Raw genomic sequence first — 15992 nt, 5'->3', positions numbered from 1 at the left:
CGGGGCGGTTCTGTGTGGATACCTCCAAATAATCCGGGGGCACCGCCAGCCCCCCACCGCCCCACCCTCCCCGCCACAAAGCTTTTTATAAACAGTCACCTGCAGATTATCCCCCCGTACCTCCCTGGAGGTATCCCCCCGCCTGGCGGCCGCCGAGGCCACGTTTCGCGCACCCGTACGGCGGCGTATCTTTGCCCCAGAGCTCCTGCCCTTGATACCGGTCAACCGCTATCGGGCACCACGAGCACACCGCTGGACCTCAAGGGGATACGCCATGACCAGGAAGAATGCCGACATCGAACACTGGGATGTCGAGAACGAGGAGTTCTGGGAGAAGGAGGGCAAGCGGGTTGCCAATCGCAACCTGTGGATCTCCATCCCGAGCCTACTGATGGGCTTTGCCGTCTGGATGATGTGGGGAATGATCACCACCCAGATGCAGAACCTCGGGTTCCCGTTCACCGTGAGTGAGCTGTTCACCCTGACGGCGCTGGCGGGCCTCTCCGGCGCCACCCTGCGCATCCCGGCCTCCTTCATGATCCGCATCGCCGGCGGGCGCAACACCATCTTCCTGACCACCGCCCTGCTGATGATCCCCGCGGCCGGTACCGGCTTCGCGCTGATGAACCCCGAGACGCCACTGTGGGTGTTCCAGGCCCTGGCGCTGCTCTCCGGCATCGGCGGCGGCAACTTCGCCGCCTCCATGAGCAACATCTCCACCTTCTTCCCGAAGAAGCAGCAGGGCTATGCCCTGGGCATGAACGCCGGGCTTGGCAACTTCGGCGTCACCTCCATGCAGATCCTGATCCCGCTGGTGATGACCGTGGGCCTGTTCGGCGTGATCGCCGGCGGCCCCATGGAGCTGCAGAACGCCAGCGGCACCCTGATCGGCCGCATCGAGGCGGGCACCGACACCTGGATCCAGAACGCCGGCTTCATCTGGCTGGTCTTCCTGATCCCGCTGGCCTTCGCCGGCTGGTTCGGCATGAACAACCTGCGCACCATCACCCCGGACCCGGGCTCCCCGGCGTCGGCCTTCGGCAAGATCCTCGGCCTCTACGCCGTGGGCGCGGTCACCAGCATCATCGGCATGATCGCCCTCAACCTGCTGGGCATGTGGGTCGCCCTGCCGCTGACCATCGTGCTGACCGTGGTGCTGCTGCGCCTGATTCCGGGCAGCATCAAGCCCAATATCCAGAAGCAGTTCGCGATCTTCTCGAACAAGCACACCTGGTCGATGACCGTCCTCTACATCCTGACCTTCGGCTCCTTCATCGGCTTCTCCGCCGCCCTGCCGCTCTCCATCAACGTCATCTTCGGCAACATGATGGAGATCGCCGCCGACGGCAGCGTGACCCGCGTCGCCAACCCCGATGGCCCCAGCGCCCTGACCTGGGCCTGGATCGGCCCCTTCGTCGGCGCCCTGATCCGCCCCATCGGCGGCTGGGTCTCCGACAAGGTGGGCGGCTCCATCGTCACCCAGATCATCTCGGTGGTCATGGTGGTGGCCTCCGCGGTGACCGGCTACGTGATGATGCTGGCCTACAACTCCACCGACCCGAACAGCTACTTCGCGATCTTCATGATCATGTTCGTGATCCTGTTCGCCGCCAGCGGCATCGGCAACGGCTCCACCTTCCGCAGCATCGGCGTGATCTTCGATGCCCAGCAGAAGGGCCCTGTGCTGGGCTGGACCTCCGCGGTCGCCGCCTACGGCGCCTTCATCGCCCCGGTGGTGATGGGCGGCCAGATTCGCGCCGGCACACCTGAGCTCGCCATGTACGGCTTCGCGATCTTCTACGCGGTGTGCCTGGTGATCAACTGGTGGTTCTACCTGCGCAAGAACGCCTACGTGAAGAACCCGTAACCCGCCACCTTCGCCCGGCGACCGGCCTCCCGGTCGCCCCGCCAGAGCCCTGCAGGAGAGACCCCATGAAGATCATGGTTGCCTATGACGGCTCCCGGAACGCCAAGCTCTGCCTGGCCCAGGCCGTGGAGATGTTCCGCTGCACCCAGCCGAAGCTGCTGCTGGTGGCCGTGGCCGAGAACCCCCGGGACTATACCGACGCCAACGAGGACCTCTTCCAGGAGGAGGTCCAGGAGCTGACCGCCGCCCTGGCCGAGGCCAAGACGTTCGCCGAGGCCGAGGGCTGTGAAACGGAAGTGCATATCGCCGAGGGAGACGCCCGCAAGCAGCTGCTCGAGGCCACCCGCAAGCTGGCCCCCGACCTGCTGGTGATGGCGCGCCACAGCCAGAAGCCCGACGGCGGCATCATCGCCCAGTCGCTGAGCTACTTCGTCGACGAGCTCGACTACATGACCTTCGGCAGCGTCAGCTCCTTCCTGGCCCGCCGCGCCGAGGTCCCGCTGCTGATCTTCCCCAGCCCCTAGGCGGAGAGGATCCCCTTGTCAGTGTCATCACGTCCTTCGCTTAAAGGATGACCCCATCATGAAAGTCGCCGACCTCTTCAAGGTTCGCACCCCGGAGATCAGGGCCCTGCACCTGACCTGGATCGCGTTCTTCATCACCTTCTACGTCTGGTTCAACATGGCACCGCTGGCCACCAGCATGCTGCGCGACGTCGACTGGCTGACCCAGGACCATATCCGCCTCTTTGCCATCTGCAACGTGGCGCTGACCATCCCGGCGCGCATCATCGTCGGCATGGCGCTGGACCGCTTCGGCCCCCGCCGGGTCTTCTCGATCCTGATGGTGACCATGGCGATCCCGGCCCTGGCCTTCGCCTTCGGCAACACCTTCACCCAGCTGCTGGTCGCGCGCCTGGTGCTGAGCTCCATCGGCGCCAGCTTCGTGGTCGGCATCCACATGACCGCGCTGTGGTTCAAGCCCAAGCACATCGGCTTCGCCGAGGGCTTCTACGCCGGCTGGGGCAACTTCGGCTCCGCCGCCGCCGCCATGACCCTGCCCACCATCGCCATCGTCTGGTACGGCGGCGACGAGGGCTGGCGCTGGGCCATCGCCCAGAGCGCCTTCGTGATGGCCGCCTACGGCGTCTACTACTGGTTCGCCATCACCGACGGCCCCTCCGCCACCTCCCACCGCAAGACCCGCAAGGCGATGGCCATGGAGGTCAGCAGCTGGGGCGACATGATCAAGCTGATCCTGTGGACCATCCCGCTGGTGGGCTGTCTGGCCATCCTGGTGTGGCGGATCCAGGACATGGGCTTCATGTCCACCACCGCGGCGGTGATCGCCTACCTGGCGATCCTGGCCATCGTCATCTATCAGGTGGTGCAGATCATTCGCGTCAACGTGCCGATCCTGAAGAAGGGCGTGCCGGAGGACGACAAGTACCACTTCAACAGCGTGGCCGCGCTGAATACCACCTACTTCGCCAACTTCGGCGCGGAGCTGGCGGTGATCTCCATGCTGCCGATGTTCTTCGAGCAGACCTGGGGGCTGACCGCCGCGGCCGCCGGCCTGATCGCCTCGTCCTTCGCCTTCGTCAACCTGGTGGCGCGCCCCATGGGCGGCGCGGTCTCCGATCGCATGGGCAACCGGCGCTTCGTGATGCTCAGCTACATGTTCGGCATCGGCATCGGCTTCACCCTGATGGGCATGATGAACGAGACCTGGCCGCTGATCCTGGCCATCGCCATCACCATCTTCACCTCCTTCTTCGTGCAGGGCTCCGAGGGCGCCACCTTCGGCATCATCCCCTCGATCAAGCGCCGCATCACCGGTCAGATCTCCGGCATGGCCGGCGCCTACGGCAACGTGGGGGCGGTGGTCTACCTGACCCTCTTCACCTTCGTCACCCCGACCCAGTTCTTCTACATCCTGGCGGCGGGCGCCTTCTTCAGCTGGCTGGTCTGCTTCATCTGGCTCAAGGAGCCGGAGAGCGGCTTCGCCGACGAGTACTACCTCTCCTCGGTGGACAAGATGATCGAGGAGCAGGAGCAGCTGAAGGCGGAAGGCAAGGCCTGACGCTCACGCCCACCACCCGACCCGCTGCGCCCGGCCCCGCCGGGCGCAGCCGTTTCCGGCCTCACCGGCCGCGACCTTGATTTCCGACAAAGACGCCGGGGGACTCGGGCGTCATAGTAGTATCCAGAATGCATCAAATCAGGCAGCACTCGACAGGAGCCAAGGCGACATGTCCCACACCGACACCACCCTCGCACCCGACACCCGGGGCCGTGGCCTGGCCGCGGCCATCTACGTGCTCTACCTGGGCAGCATCATGGCGGTGATCACCGCCCCCATCGGGGTGCTGATCGCCCATATCCGCCACGGTCGCGTCCCCCCCATGGCCGACAGCCACCTGCTGTTCCAGATCCGCACCTTCTGGCTGGGGGCCCTGGGCGGCGCCATCGCCCTGGCGGCCTGGAACCTGCTGGGCTGGGTCGGCGCCCCCGCCTGGGCCTCCTGGGTGCTGGGCTACGGCTTCTTCACCGCCTGCCTGATCTGGACCATCGCGCGCTGCGGCGTCGGCATCCAGCGGCTGATGGCCGCGCGCCCCGTCGACAACCCGCGCAGCCTGCTGTTCGGCGGTGCCGCCGTTCGCCTCGATGACTGACGGAGCCCCACCATGACGCACACCACGCTATCGCACCGGCCATCCGTGCCGCGCTCCCCTGCCGTGACCGGCCTGGCCTGGGGCTTCATCCTGTTTGCCCTCGCCACCCTGCTGCTGGTGATCCTGAGCCGCGCCCCGGGCGATGCCCTGGCCATGACCCTGGGCGTCGATGCCGGCAGCGGCGGGCTGACCGGGGGCGTGGCCTGGATGATCGAGCGCAGCACCCGGGTCGCCAGCCTGCTGCTGCTCGGCGCCCTGATCACCCTGGGTCTGGCCGTCGCCCTGCTGCGCCGCCTGCCCTGGGCGCGGCGCGCCTTCATCGCCCTGATGGCGGCGGGCTTCGTCGGCGTGCTGGGCGGCGCGGCCCTGACGCCGCTGACCTTCAGCCTGCTGCCGGACACCGCCACCACCGAGGCGGTCAACGTCGAGGACCCGGTGGCCGGTCTGATCGGCCTGCTCGGCGGGCTGATCCTCTTCGCCACCCTGCTCACCGCACTGTTCGCCTGGGCCGGCTGGAAGCTGACCACCCCGGCGGTGCGCGCCGAATTCGAGCGCACGCCCCTCCCCGCCGAGGGCTGAGATGACAAGGGCCGACATGGAGGGCCGACGTGGATAGGGCTGAAATGGACAGGGCTGACATGGAAAGGGCCGAGCGGAGCGAACAGGACGCCGGCCGGGAGCGCCCGCTGCCCAACCCGGGCTGGGGGCCGCTCTCGGCGCTGCCGGGCAACCCGCTGATGTGGGTGCTGATCCTGAGCGAGATGCTGGTGTTTGCCGCCTTCTTCGGCATGTTCGCCTGGCTGCGGGCCGCCGAGCGCGAGGTGTTCGATGCCTCCCAGCAGCTGCTCGACCCGGTGGCCGGCGGCCTCAACACCCTGGTGCTGCTGACCAGCGGCCTGTTCGCCGCCCTGGCGTGCCAGGCCATCGCCGCAGGAGAGGTTCGCCGCTGCCGCCAGTGGCTGGGCGGGGCCTTTGCGCTGGGGGTGGTGTTCTGCGTGGTCAAGGTGGTGGAGTACGCCGACAAGCTCGGCCAGGGGCTCATGCCCGAGACCAACACCTTCTTCACCTTCTACTACCTGCTGACCGGCTTCCACTTCGCCCATGTGCTCTTCGGCCTGGGGCTGATCGCCCTGGTGGCCTGGAAGGTCTCCCACGACAACGTGGAGACCGCCGCCGCCTTCTGGCACATGGTCGATCTGATCTGGATCCTGCTCTACCCGATCCTCTACCTGCTGAGGTAAGCCGATGAATGTCTCGACGAAGGCCGCCCCCGATGGCGCCACCCGCGGGCTGCTGATCACCTGGGCGGTGCTGATGGGCCTGACCCTGATCACCATGGCCTCGGCCCGGCTGGCCGGCGAGGCGCGCCTCGAGGCGCTGCCGCTGTGGTCGGCGGGCCTGCTGCTGGCCACCACCTTCTTCAAGGCCCATCGGGTGCTGATGGTCTACCTGGGTCTTCACGCCTCGACGCCGGCCTGGCGCGGCGCCTTTACCGGCCTCACCCTCTTCACCCTGCTGCTGGTGGGCGCCGGCTACCTGGTAGCCCAGGCGGCTTGAACTAGCCTCTCGCTGTCGCGGAAGCCTGTAACGAAAAGCGCCGCCCATCACGGGCGGCGCTTCTCGTTACTGCGGCAGTAAGGGTGAGCCTTCAGGGCGGCGGGCCGACGCCGGCCCAGTCGGCCAGGCGGCGCCCCAGCCAGATCAGTCCCCAGACGGCGAAGGGCACCACGAACATCACCAGGATGCCCCAGTCGCGGGTGTTGATCAGCCAGGCCAGCGGGGTGATCACCGCCAGGGCGACCAGCAGGCCCACGGCGACGGCAATGGCGGGACGGCGATTCGGCACGGCGGCGTTGCTCATGATGGTCGCTCCTCAGTGGCCGATGATCTGGCGGTAGATGCCCGGCAGCGCCAGGGCCAGGTGCTCGGGCCGATTGACGATGGCGTAGCTGCCGCGGCCGAACAGGTGCGAGACATACTGGTGCGCCTCGCGGTCCACGGTGACGCCGAACACCCGCACCTCCTGCTGGCGCGCCTCGAGCACCGCCTTGCGGGTGTCCTCGATGCCGTAGCGCCCCTCGTAGTAGTCGGTATCGTTGGGCTTGCCGTCGGTGATCACCAGCAGCAGGCGATGGCGGTTGGGGCGCTTGGCCAGCTCCCCGGTCACGTGGCGGATCGCCGGCCCCATGCGGGTGTAGTGGCCCGGCTTCAGCGCCGAGATGCGCCGCGCCACCCGCTCGCTCATGCCCTCCTCGAAGGTCTTGAGGGTGTTGACCCACACCTTCTGGCGACGGTGGGAGGTGAAGCAGTGGATGGCGTAGTCGTCGCCGCAGCCGGCCAGGCCATGACCCAGCACCATCAGCGCCTCCTTCTCCACGTCGAGCACCCGGCGATCGTCCAGCCAGGCATCGGTGGAGAGGGAGACATCCACCAGGATATCCACCGCCAGGTCGCGGGCCTGCTCGCGGGCCGTCATGTAGAGGCGGTCGCTGGCCTCGCCGGTGGCGGCCAGGTCGCAGCGGGAACGGATCACGGCGTCCATGTCGAGCTCGTTGCCGTCGACCTGGCCGCGCAGGATCTCGCGGCGCGGACGCAGCGCCTCGAACTCCCGGCGCACCCGGCGGATGCGCCGCCGAGTGGCGTCGTCCGGCTCCCACTGCTCGCCCTCCTCGCTCTGCAGGTCGGTGATCACCTGGCAGTGGTCGGGCAGATAGCACTGCTTGCGGTAGTTCCACTCGGGGTAGAGCTGCTTGCCGCGCAGCCGCTCGCCCAGCGCCTCGTCCGGCGGCAGGTCGAGGTCGACCTTGAGCCGGGTCGCCGCCCGCTGCTTGTGCGGGCTGATGACGATCTCCTCGATCTGCTCGGCGGCGCGCTTGGCCTCCTCGTCCTCGTTGTCCTCCACCAGGCGGTTGAGGTTCACCATCTCGGTCCAGGAGAGCATCTTCTCGAAGCGGTTGGCGATCAGTGGGTCGTCGCGCTCCGACTGGTCCTGGCGGCGGCGCTCCGCCTTGCGCTTGCCCTCGCTGGCCTGCTGGGCGCTGTTGGTCTCGCCGTCATGGGGGTCCTCGTCGCTCTCCTCGCGGCCGTGGCCCACGCCCAGGTGCACCACCTGGCCCCACAGGGGGACCGGCAGCGGGGGACGATAGCCCCGCGGCGCCTGGAACGCCTCGAGTGATGCCTCCGGGTCGGCCACGGCCGCCGCCATGGAGGCGGCCCAGCCCTCCAGGGGGGAGTCATCCCCCAGCAGGGCGCGCAGCGTGGCCTCCAGGGCCTGCTCCATGGGCGGCAGCTTGCGGCGCACCGGGCGGACCGCCAGCAGGGCCGCGCAGAGGTCGCGATAGCGCCCGGCGAGGCCCGGAAAGCGCGCGAGGGCCGCCTCGGTGGCGCGCATCCCCTCGCGCAGCCGCGCCAGGTCATTCTGCAGCGGGTCGACGTGAAGGCCCGGATGCCGGGAGACCGCCAGGAAGGCGGTCAGCCAGAAGTAGAGGTCGCGGTTGAGGCGCTCCTCGGGAAAGAGGTCCAGGGTCGGCGGCAGCAGCAGCGCCTCCTCGTCGCGCCGCGCCTGGTCGATGGCTTCGTCATCGAAGCCGAGGCGCTGGCGCAGCGAGAGGCGATGCGCGGAGCTGCGCGCCACGATGGCGGCGACCTCCAGGCCGCTCTCGCCACCGCTGGCACGGAAGAAGACCCCGAGCACGTGGCGCAGCTCCTCCAGGGCCACGGCGGCCTCCGGGTAGCGCTTATAGCTTGCCGCACCGGAGGCCCAGCGGTGCCAGTGGCGGCCGACGAACTCCTCGACCTCGAGAAAGTGCAGCATGGCGTTTCTCCTATCAAGGAAGCGCTGAGACATGTCACGAGCGAAGATAGGCTGGTCGCAGCCGGAGCGCAGGAACCGGAGTGTAGCCTGCTACATGAGGATTCCGAGCACCGCCGGAGGGCAGGATATCGAGCGCAGTAATGTGTCAGTGCTTCCTCAGCCGAAAGTGGCGTTGATTGCTTCCATAAGCCCTTCCTGGACGTCCAGGTCGTCGGTCAGGGGCTCCACCAGGGTGGCCCGAGCGGCGGTCAGGATCGGCATGCCGGCCTGGATCAGGGTGGCGCAGTAGACCAGCAGGCGGGTGGAGACCCCCTCCTCCAGGTCCTGGCCCTTGAGCTCGCGCAGGCGGGTGGCCAGGTTGACCAGGGCGGCGCAGCGCTCATGGGGCAGGCCGCTCTCGCGGGCCACGATGCCGCACTCCACCGCGGGGGGCGGGAAGTCGAAGGACATCGCCACGAAGCGCTGGCGGGTACTGGGCTTCAGGGACTTGAGAATGTGCTGGTAGCCGGGGTTGTAGGAGACCACCAGCATGAAGTCGTCGGGCGCCTCGAGGAGTTCCCCGGTGCGCTCCAGGGGCAGCAGGCGGCGGTCGTCGGTGAGCGGGTGCAGCACCACGGTGACGTCCTTGCGCGCCTCGACCACCTCGTCGAGATAGCAGATGCCACCCTCGCGCACGGCGCGGGTCAGCGGGCCGTCGACCCAACGGGTCTCGCCACCCTGGAGCAGGTAGCGACCGGTGAGGTCGGCGGCAGTGAGATCGTCGTGACAGGACACGGTGTAGAGCGGTCGACCCAGCTTGGCCGCCATGTGGCTGACGAAGCGCGTCTTGCCGCAGCCGGTGGGGCCCTTGAGCAGCAGCGGCAGGCGCTGCTGGTAGGCCTGCTCGAAGAGGGCACACTCGTTGCCGACCGGCTGGTAGAAGGGTGCCTCCTGGTCGAGCTCGGGCAGGGGTGCGATGTGGGTCATGAGTCACTCCAGAAGCCGAAGGAAGCGGGCCACGGCGACCGCCGCGGCCCGCCGGGGCCTTACTCGGTAGCGGTCAGCGGCCTGCTGGTGGCGGGCACCTGCTCACGCGCCGGCCCGAAGACCGCGTAGATGAACATCAGCGCGGCGATGCCGACGAAGATGCCGGTACCGAAACGCATCACGTAGAAGAGATCCAGTTGGTCCTGGACCTGCATGAAGTTCATGCCGAGCACCCGCTGCAGGTGGGTCTGGACGACACCTGCGAAGGTCAGGGTGAAGGTCATGAACCACATGGCGGAGGTCATGATCCAGAAGGCCCACATGTTCAGCACCTGGTTGTAGGGCTGCACGCGACGGAGCTGCGGCATGGCGTAGGTGATGATGCCCATGATCAGCATCACGTAGGCGCCGTAGAAGGCCAGGTGGCCGTGGGCTGCGGTGACCTGCGTGCCGTGGGTGTAGTAGTTGATCCACGACAGGGTGTGCATGAAGCCCCACACGCCGGCGCCGAAGAAGGCCACGGCGGCACAGCCCATGGTCCACAGCATGGCGGCCTTGTTGGGGTGGTTGCGGTTGCCCTTCCAGAACATGTAGAAGGCGAACACCACCATGGCGAAGAAGGGGATCACCTCAAGCGTGGAGAAGATGCTGCCGATGGGCTGCCAGTAGCCGGGGGTGCCGATCCAGTAGTAGTGGTGACCGGTGCCCAGCAGGCCGGAGAAGAGCGCCAGGCCGACGATGACGTAGAGCCACTTCTCGATGATCTCGCGGTCCACGCCGGTCATCTTGATCAGCAGGTACCCGAGCAGGGAGGCCATGATCAGCTCCCACACGCCTTCCACCCAGATGTGGACGATCCACCACCACCACAGCTTGTCCAGCGCCAGGTTGTCGGGGTTGTAGAAGGCGAACAGCCAGAACACGGCGGCCAGCCAGAGGCCCAGCATCAGCACCATGTTGATGGCCGTCTTGCGCCCCTTGAGCATGGTCAGGCTGGTATTGAACAGGAACATCAAGAACGAGACCGTGATCAGGAGCTTCGACCAGAGCGGTTGCTCGAGGTAGTGGCGCCCCTCGTGGATGCCGAACTGGTAGCTGATCAGCGCGCCGGCGCCGGCGATGGCGAACAGGCCCAGCTGCAGGTAGGCGAGGTTGGGGCTGTAGATCTCGTTCTCGGCCTCCTCGGGCATCAGGTAGTAGGTGCAGCCCATGAAGCCGATCAGCAGCCAGACGATCAGCAGGTTGGTATGGCTGGTACGGGTGATGTTGAAGGGCATGGCCTCGGACATGAAGTGAGGCCAGACATAGGCGGCGGCGGCAGCGAGACCGAAGACGATCTGCAGCGCGAACAGCGCCATCGCGACCATGAAGAATGGCAGGGCCACCTTCTGCGTTTCATATTTCATCGGTGCGGCTCTCCTTGGTTCTGGAATCCGGCTGTGTCATGGGTCCGGATCAACCGGCCGGATGGGGCGGCCAGCCCTGGGTGTCGATGGAGTCGGTCCACTCGAAGAAATCGATCAGTGCCTCCATCTCTTCGTCGTTGATCTCGAAGTAGGGCATCTGACGACGGTTCGGTGCTCCGGTGGGCTGGGCGCGCATCCAGGCCGCCAGCGCCATGCGGGCGCCCTCGGGGTTCTGGTGGCCGCCGTAGCGGGTCCAGACGTTGCCGACTTCCGGTGCGAAGTAGGAGCCTTCACCGAGGATGGTGTGGCAGTTGATGCAGTTGTGCTCCTCCCATACGTGCTTGCCCAGCCGCACGGAGTCCGTGAGCGGCTGGGTCGAGGTGTTGACGATGTAGTAGTGGCTGTGAGCCGTCAGCGCGGCAAACACCAGGAAGAAGAACAGCGACCCGCCATAGAAGATGTTGCGGGCCGCTGCCTTTGTCAGGCCTTCGGTCATGGACCATACCCCCTTGCTAGTCTGTCTTCTTGTGGAAAACGACCGATGGTGCCGGCCGCCTCCGCCCCCTTAATATGCATTCTCCATGCATGTTAAAGAGTAGCAGTGAGGACGCGTCCATGACTTTGACGAGGGTCAATAGGGAGGAGGCCGAATCATCTTGGCAAGGCTTGCCAGACCCGGCGGGATAGGTAGGGCCGGCAGCGCACTGCCGGCCGGGGATCACTTCTCGGTGAGATCCTCGATCCAGGTCAGGGCCGCCACGCCGATGGGCAGGCCCAGGGTCGGGATGGCCAGCATGGCCACCTGCTTGAGCGCCTCGGGTGACTCACCCTCCTCCAGGCCGCGGCGGGCGTGGGAGTGCACCGCCCCCTCGGAGCGCGCGCCCACGGCCAGCGCCAGCTTGACCAGGCGGCGGGTGCGCTCATCCAGGGGCCCGGCCTCGGCGCAGGCCTTACCCAGCTCGGCATAGGCGTCCCACACCTCGGGGTACTGCTCGGCGACCTTGCCGGCGCCGGCGGGAAGTTGCTCTTGGCTCATCGAATCGCTCCTTGTGTGCTGGAGTGGGTGCCGGGGAAGGTCGGCGCCCAAGCGGGAGTATAGCCACCAGTATAGTGAGCTCCGGCCCCCGGCGTCATGCCGCGCCTCAGCCGGCCGCCAGCCAGGAGAGCGGGCTGTTGTGCAGCGCCGCCCCCAGCATGTAGGCGAAGGTGGCCACCGCTGCCAGGGCCGCGCCCCCGCGCACCGCGGGGCTGCGCCCGCGCTTGATCGCCAGGGTGCCCAGGCCGATGTAGAGCAGCAGGGCGATCAGCTTGGCGGCAAGCCAGGGGTGGTGCTGGGGCCACATCCTGAGCATCACCATCAGCAGCACGCCAAGGGTCAGCAGCAGGGTGTCGTTGACGTGGGGCAGCACCCTGACCCAGCGGCGCTGGAGCCAGGGCGACTCGCGCACCGACCACCAGGCCCGCACCACGAAGAACAGCAGGCTCAGGGTGGCGGTGGTGATATGCAGATGCTTGATCAGGAAGTAGTGCTCGATCATCTCGAACCTCGCTGAAAGCCTAGCCGTCCTTGCCATCCGCGCGGGTGGTCAGCAGCGGCAGCGTGTAGTGGAACAGGAAGATCAGGTAGGCGATGCACCAGAACAGGATGCTGAGGTTGTAGGTCCAGTGGGTGATCTGGGGAAACATCGCCAGCACCGGCGAGCGCAGCAAGGCGCCGGCGAACATCAGCACAAGCCCCACGCCGATGCCCGGCAGGGTGCGGATCTCGCGGCCGGTATGGCCGAGCGCCACCCGGGACATCATCGCCAGCATCATGGAGGCGATGCCGCCGATGGCCAGGGCATGCAGCGCCAGCTCCACCCGGAACACCCCGGTCTGGGCCAGGGCCCACATCACCAGCCCCACCACGATGAAGGCATAGCTCAGGTGCAGCCCCCAGAGCAGCGGCTCGTGCAGGGTGCGCCATCCCTCCCAGCGGGCCAGGCGCACGCCGTTGGCGGCGGCCGCCACCAGCATCGTCCAGCCCAGCAGGCCCGCCGGCAGCACGACACCGAGCACCACCGCCAGCTGCAGCAGCACCACCGCGTAGATGGTCCACAGCGAGAGGCGCTCGAGCATCGGCCAGTCGGCCGGCTTGGCACGCCCCAGCTTGCGGGAGGTGAAGAAGGGGATGACCCGGCCGCCCAGCAGCACCATCAGGGTAGCGATCAGCAGTACCCCCAGGTAGCCGCCCTCGCGGATCGGCGGCAGCTGGCCGCGCATCACCCCCAGGTGCATGGCCAGGTTGGCCACCGCCATCAGCAGCAGCAGCGGCACGAAGACCAGGTTGCGCCACTGGCGCACCGCCACCACCATGCGCGCCAGCGCCAGGGCGGCCAGGGGCAGGAAGGCCAGGTCGATGGCCATCAGTACCCCGGCGGGCAGCCCCATGGGGAAGGCGATCAGCAGCCGGGCCGCCAGCCAGATGCCGACCAGGCCCAGCAGCGGCGCGCCCCGCAGGCTCGGCTGGCCGGTCCAGTTCTGCGCCGCGGTGAGCAGGAAGCCCACCGCCACGGCGGCGCCGAAGCCGAAGATCATCTCGTGCTGGTGCCACCACATCAGCCCGCCGTGGGGGCGCAGCAGGATATCGCCGTGCCAGAAGGCGAACCACACCACCATGGCCAGCACGCTGAACAGCGAGGCGAGCAGGAAGAGGGGGCGGAAGGCGAGCCGGGTGACGGGGATGCCGGCCGGCTCGGGTTGGGGTGACGTCATGGCAGCTGTCCCGAGGGTTGCACTTGGAGTTGACCCATTGTGCCTCGCCCTGAGGCACCGGGGCCATGACAGGTATCAAGAATGCTTCTTATCCTGGCCGGCTCAGTGGCTGGTGCCCTCCTCGTACTGGGTCTTGTTCCAGACGTTGTACTTGCCGGAGGGGCGCTTCATGGGCATGCGGCCGAGCTCCTCCAGGGTGTTGCCGTCAAGCCACAGCAGGTAGCCGTCGTCGTCCCAGATGCTCAGCAGCAGGGTCTCGCCGCGGCGGTCGAACTCCACGTGGGCGGCGGTCTTGCCCGGTTCCGGGATCAGCGTCTCGACGATCTCCAGCGTCTGCTTGTCGATGACGTGGATGCGGTCGTGGTTGGGGCCGAAGAAGACATCCACCCAGGCGTAGGGGGAGTTCTCGTGGCTGCGCATGAAGAACCCGGGGCCGTCGGTCTCGATATGGGTGATCAGCGACCAGTCGGTCATGTCGAACACCGAGACCTGCCCCTTGTCGATGTGGGGGATCGCCATCACCCGGCGGCCGTCCAGCTCCCAGGTGATGCCGGCGCCCAGGTGCGGCATGCCCTCCAGGGGCAGGTCGGCCACCTTGCGCTCCTCGTCCATGTCGAAGACCTGGCCACCCTGGCCGCCGCGGGCCGCCCCCACGATATAGCGGTACTCCTGGTCGAAGAAGAAGTCGTCCAGGTAGTCGGGGGCCTCCATGCGGTGCAGGGCGAAGTCGCCGACGATGGCCTCGTCGCCCGCGGCTCGCTCTTCGGGCCAACGGATCTCCCACACCTCGGGAATGTCGCGCAGGGCCGCCACAAAGCTGTTGCGGGGCGGGGCGGTATAGACGGCACTGACCCGGGAGGACTCGCCATCGAGACCCTCCACCGGGATCACCGCGATCAGCTCGAGGTCGCGGGCATCGAGCAGCACCAGGCTGTGGGGCAGGTAGTTGCCCGCCAGCACGTAGCGCCCGTCGGCGGAGACGGCGATATTGCGCATGTTGATGCCGGCGCGCACCTCGGCGGTCACCGCCAGGTTGTAGATGTCGTACTTGGTCACCCAGCCGTCCCGGGAGCCGAAGTAGACGTAGCGGCCATCCGGGCTGTACTTGGGTCCGCCGTGCAGCGCATAGCGACTGGGGAAGCGGGTGATGCGCTCGAAGGTGTCGCCGTCCAGCAGGCTGACGTGGTGGTCGCCGATCTCCACCACCAGGAAGAGGTTCTTGAGATCCTCGACCTCGAACACCGGGGCGTCGGGCAGGCTGCCGTAGGGGTGGGAGAGCTCGTGGCTGGCCAGGATATCGGCCTCCTCCCAGCGGGGCTCGTGGTCCGGCGGCGTGAAGATCCACTCGGCCAGGGCCGCCACCTCCTCCTCCGAGAGCAGCTCGCGGTAGGCCGGCATCTGGGTGGCCGGGCGGCCGTCCCGGATCACCGAAAACGCCTCGTCGGCCTTGAGCCGCGAGAGGTTGTCGGGCAGCAGCGCCGGCCCGATACCCCCCAGCCGGCTGACGCCGTGGCAGATCGCGCAGTGATGGTTGTAGAGCACGTTGGCATCGGGCTCCGCGGCCATCAGCGGCAGGGCGGGGGCGGCCAGCAGGCCGCCCAGCAGCAGGGTGCGCAGGGTCGTCACGGCGTGTCTCACAGCGCCACCCTCCCCATCCCGTGCGCCAGGGCGTCGATGGCGTCTTCCGGCTTCCGGGCCAGGCGGGTCATGGCCGGCGCCAGGGTCTCGGCCAGGCTGACCACCTCGCCCACCACGATCAGGGTCGGCGGCCGGAACGCCTCGCGCTCGATCACCTCCACCAGGTCGCCCAGGGTGGCCAGCACGTGGCGCTGCTCCGGCGTGGTGCCGCGCTCCACCAGCGCCACCGGTGTCTCGGCGGGCATGCCGTGGGCCTGCAGCTCGCGGCGGATCAGCTCGGCGTTGGCCAGCCCCATGTAGAACACCGTGGTGTGATGGGGCACCGCCAGGGCCGCCCAGTCGAGGGCCAGGTCCCGGTCGCCCTTGCAGTGGCCGGTGACGAAGGTGACGCTCTGGGCGTAGTCGCGGTGGGTCAGCGGGAAGCCGGCGTAGCTGGAGCAGCCCGAGGCCGAGGTGATGCCCGGCACCACCCGGAAGCCGATGCCGTGCTCGATCAGGTACTCGGCCTCCTCGCCGCCGCGGCCGAAGATATAGGGGTCGCCGCCCTTGAGACGCAGCACCCGCTGGCCCTCGCCGGCCAGCCGCACCAGCAGGGCGTTGGTCTCGTCCTGGGTCAGGGCGTGGCAGCGCGAGGCCTTGCCCACGTAGTAGCGGCGCGCCTCGGGCCTGGCCATGGCGAGGATCTCGGCGGAGACCAGCCGGTCGAACACCAGGCAATCGGCCTGCTGCAGCAGCGACAGGGCGCGCAGGGTCAGGAGGCCGGGATCGCCCGGGCCGGCGCCCACGATGGCGACCTCGCCCGGCGCCAGCGGCGCCTCGTCGAGGCCGAAGTGGCAGGTCTGGTTGTGTCGGAATGCTGTCATGGCTCGCTCT

The 15992-nt window shown here is 67.8% G+C and carries 17 protein-coding genes; 7 read left to right on the top strand and 10 right to left on the bottom strand.

The window, feature by feature from the left end:
- The first annotated feature begins 274 nt into the window (after positions 1-274).
- The 7 genes from D1793_RS05675 (at position 275) to D1793_RS05645 (ending at position 6098) form a co-directional block, all read left to right on the top strand.
- Positions 275-1867 (top strand): MFS transporter, encoded by a 1593-nt coding sequence (locus D1793_RS05675; RefSeq protein ID WP_119021282.1) that lies wholly within the window; start codon positions 275-277, stop codon positions 1865-1867.
- 65 nt (positions 1868-1932) lie between these two features.
- On the top strand, positions 1933-2391 hold the full coding sequence (locus D1793_RS05670) for a universal stress protein (RefSeq protein ID WP_119021281.1): 459 nt from the start codon (positions 1933-1935) through the stop codon (positions 2389-2391).
- 58 nt (positions 2392-2449) lie between these two features.
- Entirely contained in the window at positions 2450-3949 is a 1500-nt protein-coding gene (locus D1793_RS05665) for an MFS transporter (RefSeq protein ID WP_119021280.1), read from the top strand.
- Positions 3950-4118: 169 nt separating this feature from the next.
- Positions 4119-4541, top strand: coding sequence for a hypothetical protein (locus D1793_RS05660; RefSeq protein WP_119021279.1), 423 nt, complete (start codon positions 4119-4121; stop codon positions 4539-4541).
- Between the two features lie 12 nt (positions 4542-4553).
- Positions 4554-5120 carry a hypothetical protein gene (locus D1793_RS05655; RefSeq protein WP_119021278.1) on the top strand — a complete coding sequence of 189 codons (567 nt, stop codon included), beginning with the start codon at positions 4554-4556 and terminating at the stop codon, positions 5118-5120.
- A 59-nt stretch (positions 5121-5179) separates the two neighbouring features.
- Positions 5180-5782, top strand: coding sequence for a cytochrome c oxidase subunit 3 (locus D1793_RS05650; protein WP_119021277.1), 603 nt, complete (start codon positions 5180-5182; stop codon positions 5780-5782).
- Positions 5783-5786: 4 nt separating this feature from the next.
- The gene (locus D1793_RS05645) at positions 5787-6098 is read left to right on the top strand and encodes a cytochrome C oxidase subunit IV family protein (RefSeq protein WP_119021276.1); all 312 of its coding nucleotides are present in this window, start codon (positions 5787-5789) and stop codon (positions 6096-6098) included.
- A gap of 91 nt (positions 6099-6189) precedes the next feature.
- Here D1793_RS05645 and D1793_RS05640 read toward each other — a convergent pair whose 3' ends face one another.
- The 10 genes from D1793_RS05640 to cobA all read right to left on the bottom strand — a co-directional run bounded on the left by D1793_RS05640 (position 6190) and on the right by cobA (position 15982).
- Positions 6190-6402: a hypothetical protein gene (locus D1793_RS05640; protein WP_240407785.1), complete on the bottom strand. Its 213-nt coding sequence runs from the start codon at positions 6400-6402 to the stop codon at positions 6190-6192.
- Between the two features lie 12 nt (positions 6403-6414).
- A complete protein-coding gene (locus D1793_RS05635) occupies positions 6415-8355 on the bottom strand; it encodes a VWA domain-containing protein (RefSeq protein WP_119021275.1) in 1941 nt (646 codons plus the stop codon).
- Positions 8356-8511: 156 nt separating this feature from the next.
- On the bottom strand, positions 8512-9321 hold the full coding sequence (locus D1793_RS05630) for a CbbQ/NirQ/NorQ/GpvN family protein (protein WP_119021274.1): 810 nt from the start codon (positions 9319-9321) through the stop codon (positions 8512-8514).
- Positions 9322-9380: 59 nt separating this feature from the next.
- The gene (locus tag D1793_RS05625; protein WP_119021273.1) at positions 9381-10727 is read right to left on the bottom strand and encodes a cbb3-type cytochrome c oxidase subunit I; all 1347 of its coding nucleotides are present in this window, start codon (positions 10725-10727) and stop codon (positions 9381-9383) included.
- Between the two features lie 49 nt (positions 10728-10776).
- Entirely contained in the window at positions 10777-11223 is a 447-nt protein-coding gene (locus D1793_RS05620; protein ID WP_119021272.1) for a cytochrome c, read from the bottom strand.
- 222 nt (positions 11224-11445) lie between these two features.
- Positions 11446-11763 (bottom strand): carboxymuconolactone decarboxylase family protein, encoded by a 318-nt coding sequence (locus D1793_RS05615; protein ID WP_119021271.1) that lies wholly within the window; start codon positions 11761-11763, stop codon positions 11446-11448.
- Positions 11764-11869: 106 nt separating this feature from the next.
- Positions 11870-12265 (bottom strand): SirB2 family protein, encoded by a 396-nt coding sequence (locus tag D1793_RS05610; RefSeq protein ID WP_205527635.1) that lies wholly within the window; start codon positions 12263-12265, stop codon positions 11870-11872.
- A 19-nt stretch (positions 12266-12284) separates the two neighbouring features.
- Positions 12285-13481 carry an NnrS family protein gene (locus tag D1793_RS05605; RefSeq protein ID WP_119021270.1) on the bottom strand — a complete coding sequence of 399 codons (1197 nt, stop codon included), beginning with the start codon at positions 13479-13481 and terminating at the stop codon, positions 12285-12287.
- 102 nt (positions 13482-13583) lie between these two features.
- On the bottom strand, positions 13584-15119 hold the full coding sequence (locus D1793_RS05600) for a nitrite reductase (protein WP_240407784.1): 1536 nt from the start codon (positions 15117-15119) through the stop codon (positions 13584-13586).
- Positions 15116-15982: a uroporphyrinogen-III C-methyltransferase gene (gene cobA / locus D1793_RS05595; RefSeq protein WP_119021269.1), complete on the bottom strand. Its 867-nt coding sequence runs from the start codon at positions 15980-15982 to the stop codon at positions 15116-15118. Before cobA ends, D1793_RS05600 begins: the two co-directional genes overlap by 4 nt.
- Positions 15983-15992 lie beyond the last annotated feature (10 nt).

Origin of the sequence: Halomonas sp. JS92-SW72 (genome assembly GCF_003547075.1) — a bacterium.
GTDB classification, from domain to species: Bacteria; Pseudomonadota; Gammaproteobacteria; order Pseudomonadales; family Halomonadaceae; genus Halomonas; species Halomonas alkalicola.
This window is presented reverse-complemented; position numbering and strand designations above follow the sequence as displayed.

Bases quoted from the DNA above. Each gene is read 5' to 3' on its own strand.
- cobA (WP_119021269.1), bottom strand. From the start codon at position 15,982: ATGACAGCATTCCGACACAACCAGACCTGCCACTTCGGCCTCGACGAG.
- D1793_RS05605 (WP_119021270.1), bottom strand. From the start codon at position 13,481: ATGACGTCACCCCAACCCGAGCCGGCCGGCATCCCCGTCACCCGGCTC.
- D1793_RS05645 (WP_119021276.1), top strand. From the start codon at position 5,787: ATGAATGTCTCGACGAAGGCCGCCCCCGATGGCGCCACCCGCGGGCTG.
- D1793_RS05625 (WP_119021273.1), bottom strand. From the start codon at position 10,727: ATGAAATATGAAACGCAGAAGGTGGCCCTGCCATTCTTCATGGTCGCG.
- D1793_RS05670 (WP_119021281.1), top strand. From the start codon at position 1,933: ATGAAGATCATGGTTGCCTATGACGGCTCCCGGAACGCCAAGCTCTGC.
- D1793_RS05610 (WP_205527635.1), bottom strand. From the start codon at position 12,265: ATGATCGAGCACTACTTCCTGATCAAGCATCTGCATATCACCACCGCC.
- D1793_RS05620 (WP_119021272.1), bottom strand. From the start codon at position 11,223: ATGACCGAAGGCCTGACAAAGGCAGCGGCCCGCAACATCTTCTATGGC.
- D1793_RS05635 (WP_119021275.1), bottom strand. From the start codon at position 8,355: ATGCTGCACTTTCTCGAGGTCGAGGAGTTCGTCGGCCGCCACTGGCAC.
- D1793_RS05630 (WP_119021274.1), bottom strand. From the start codon at position 9,321: ATGACCCACATCGCACCCCTGCCCGAGCTCGACCAGGAGGCACCCTTC.
- D1793_RS05655 (WP_119021278.1), top strand. From the start codon at position 4,554: ATGACGCACACCACGCTATCGCACCGGCCATCCGTGCCGCGCTCCCCT.
- D1793_RS05660 (WP_119021279.1), top strand. From the start codon at position 4,119: ATGTCCCACACCGACACCACCCTCGCACCCGACACCCGGGGCCGTGGC.
- D1793_RS05640 (WP_240407785.1), bottom strand. From the start codon at position 6,402: ATGAGCAACGCCGCCGTGCCGAATCGCCGTCCCGCCATTGCCGTCGCC.
- D1793_RS05615 (WP_119021271.1), bottom strand. From the start codon at position 11,763: ATGAGCCAAGAGCAACTTCCCGCCGGCGCCGGCAAGGTCGCCGAGCAG.
- D1793_RS05665 (WP_119021280.1), top strand. From the start codon at position 2,450: ATGAAAGTCGCCGACCTCTTCAAGGTTCGCACCCCGGAGATCAGGGCC.
- D1793_RS05650 (WP_119021277.1), top strand. From the start codon at position 5,180: ATGGAAAGGGCCGAGCGGAGCGAACAGGACGCCGGCCGGGAGCGCCCG.
- D1793_RS05675 (WP_119021282.1), top strand. From the start codon at position 275: ATGACCAGGAAGAATGCCGACATCGAACACTGGGATGTCGAGAACGAG.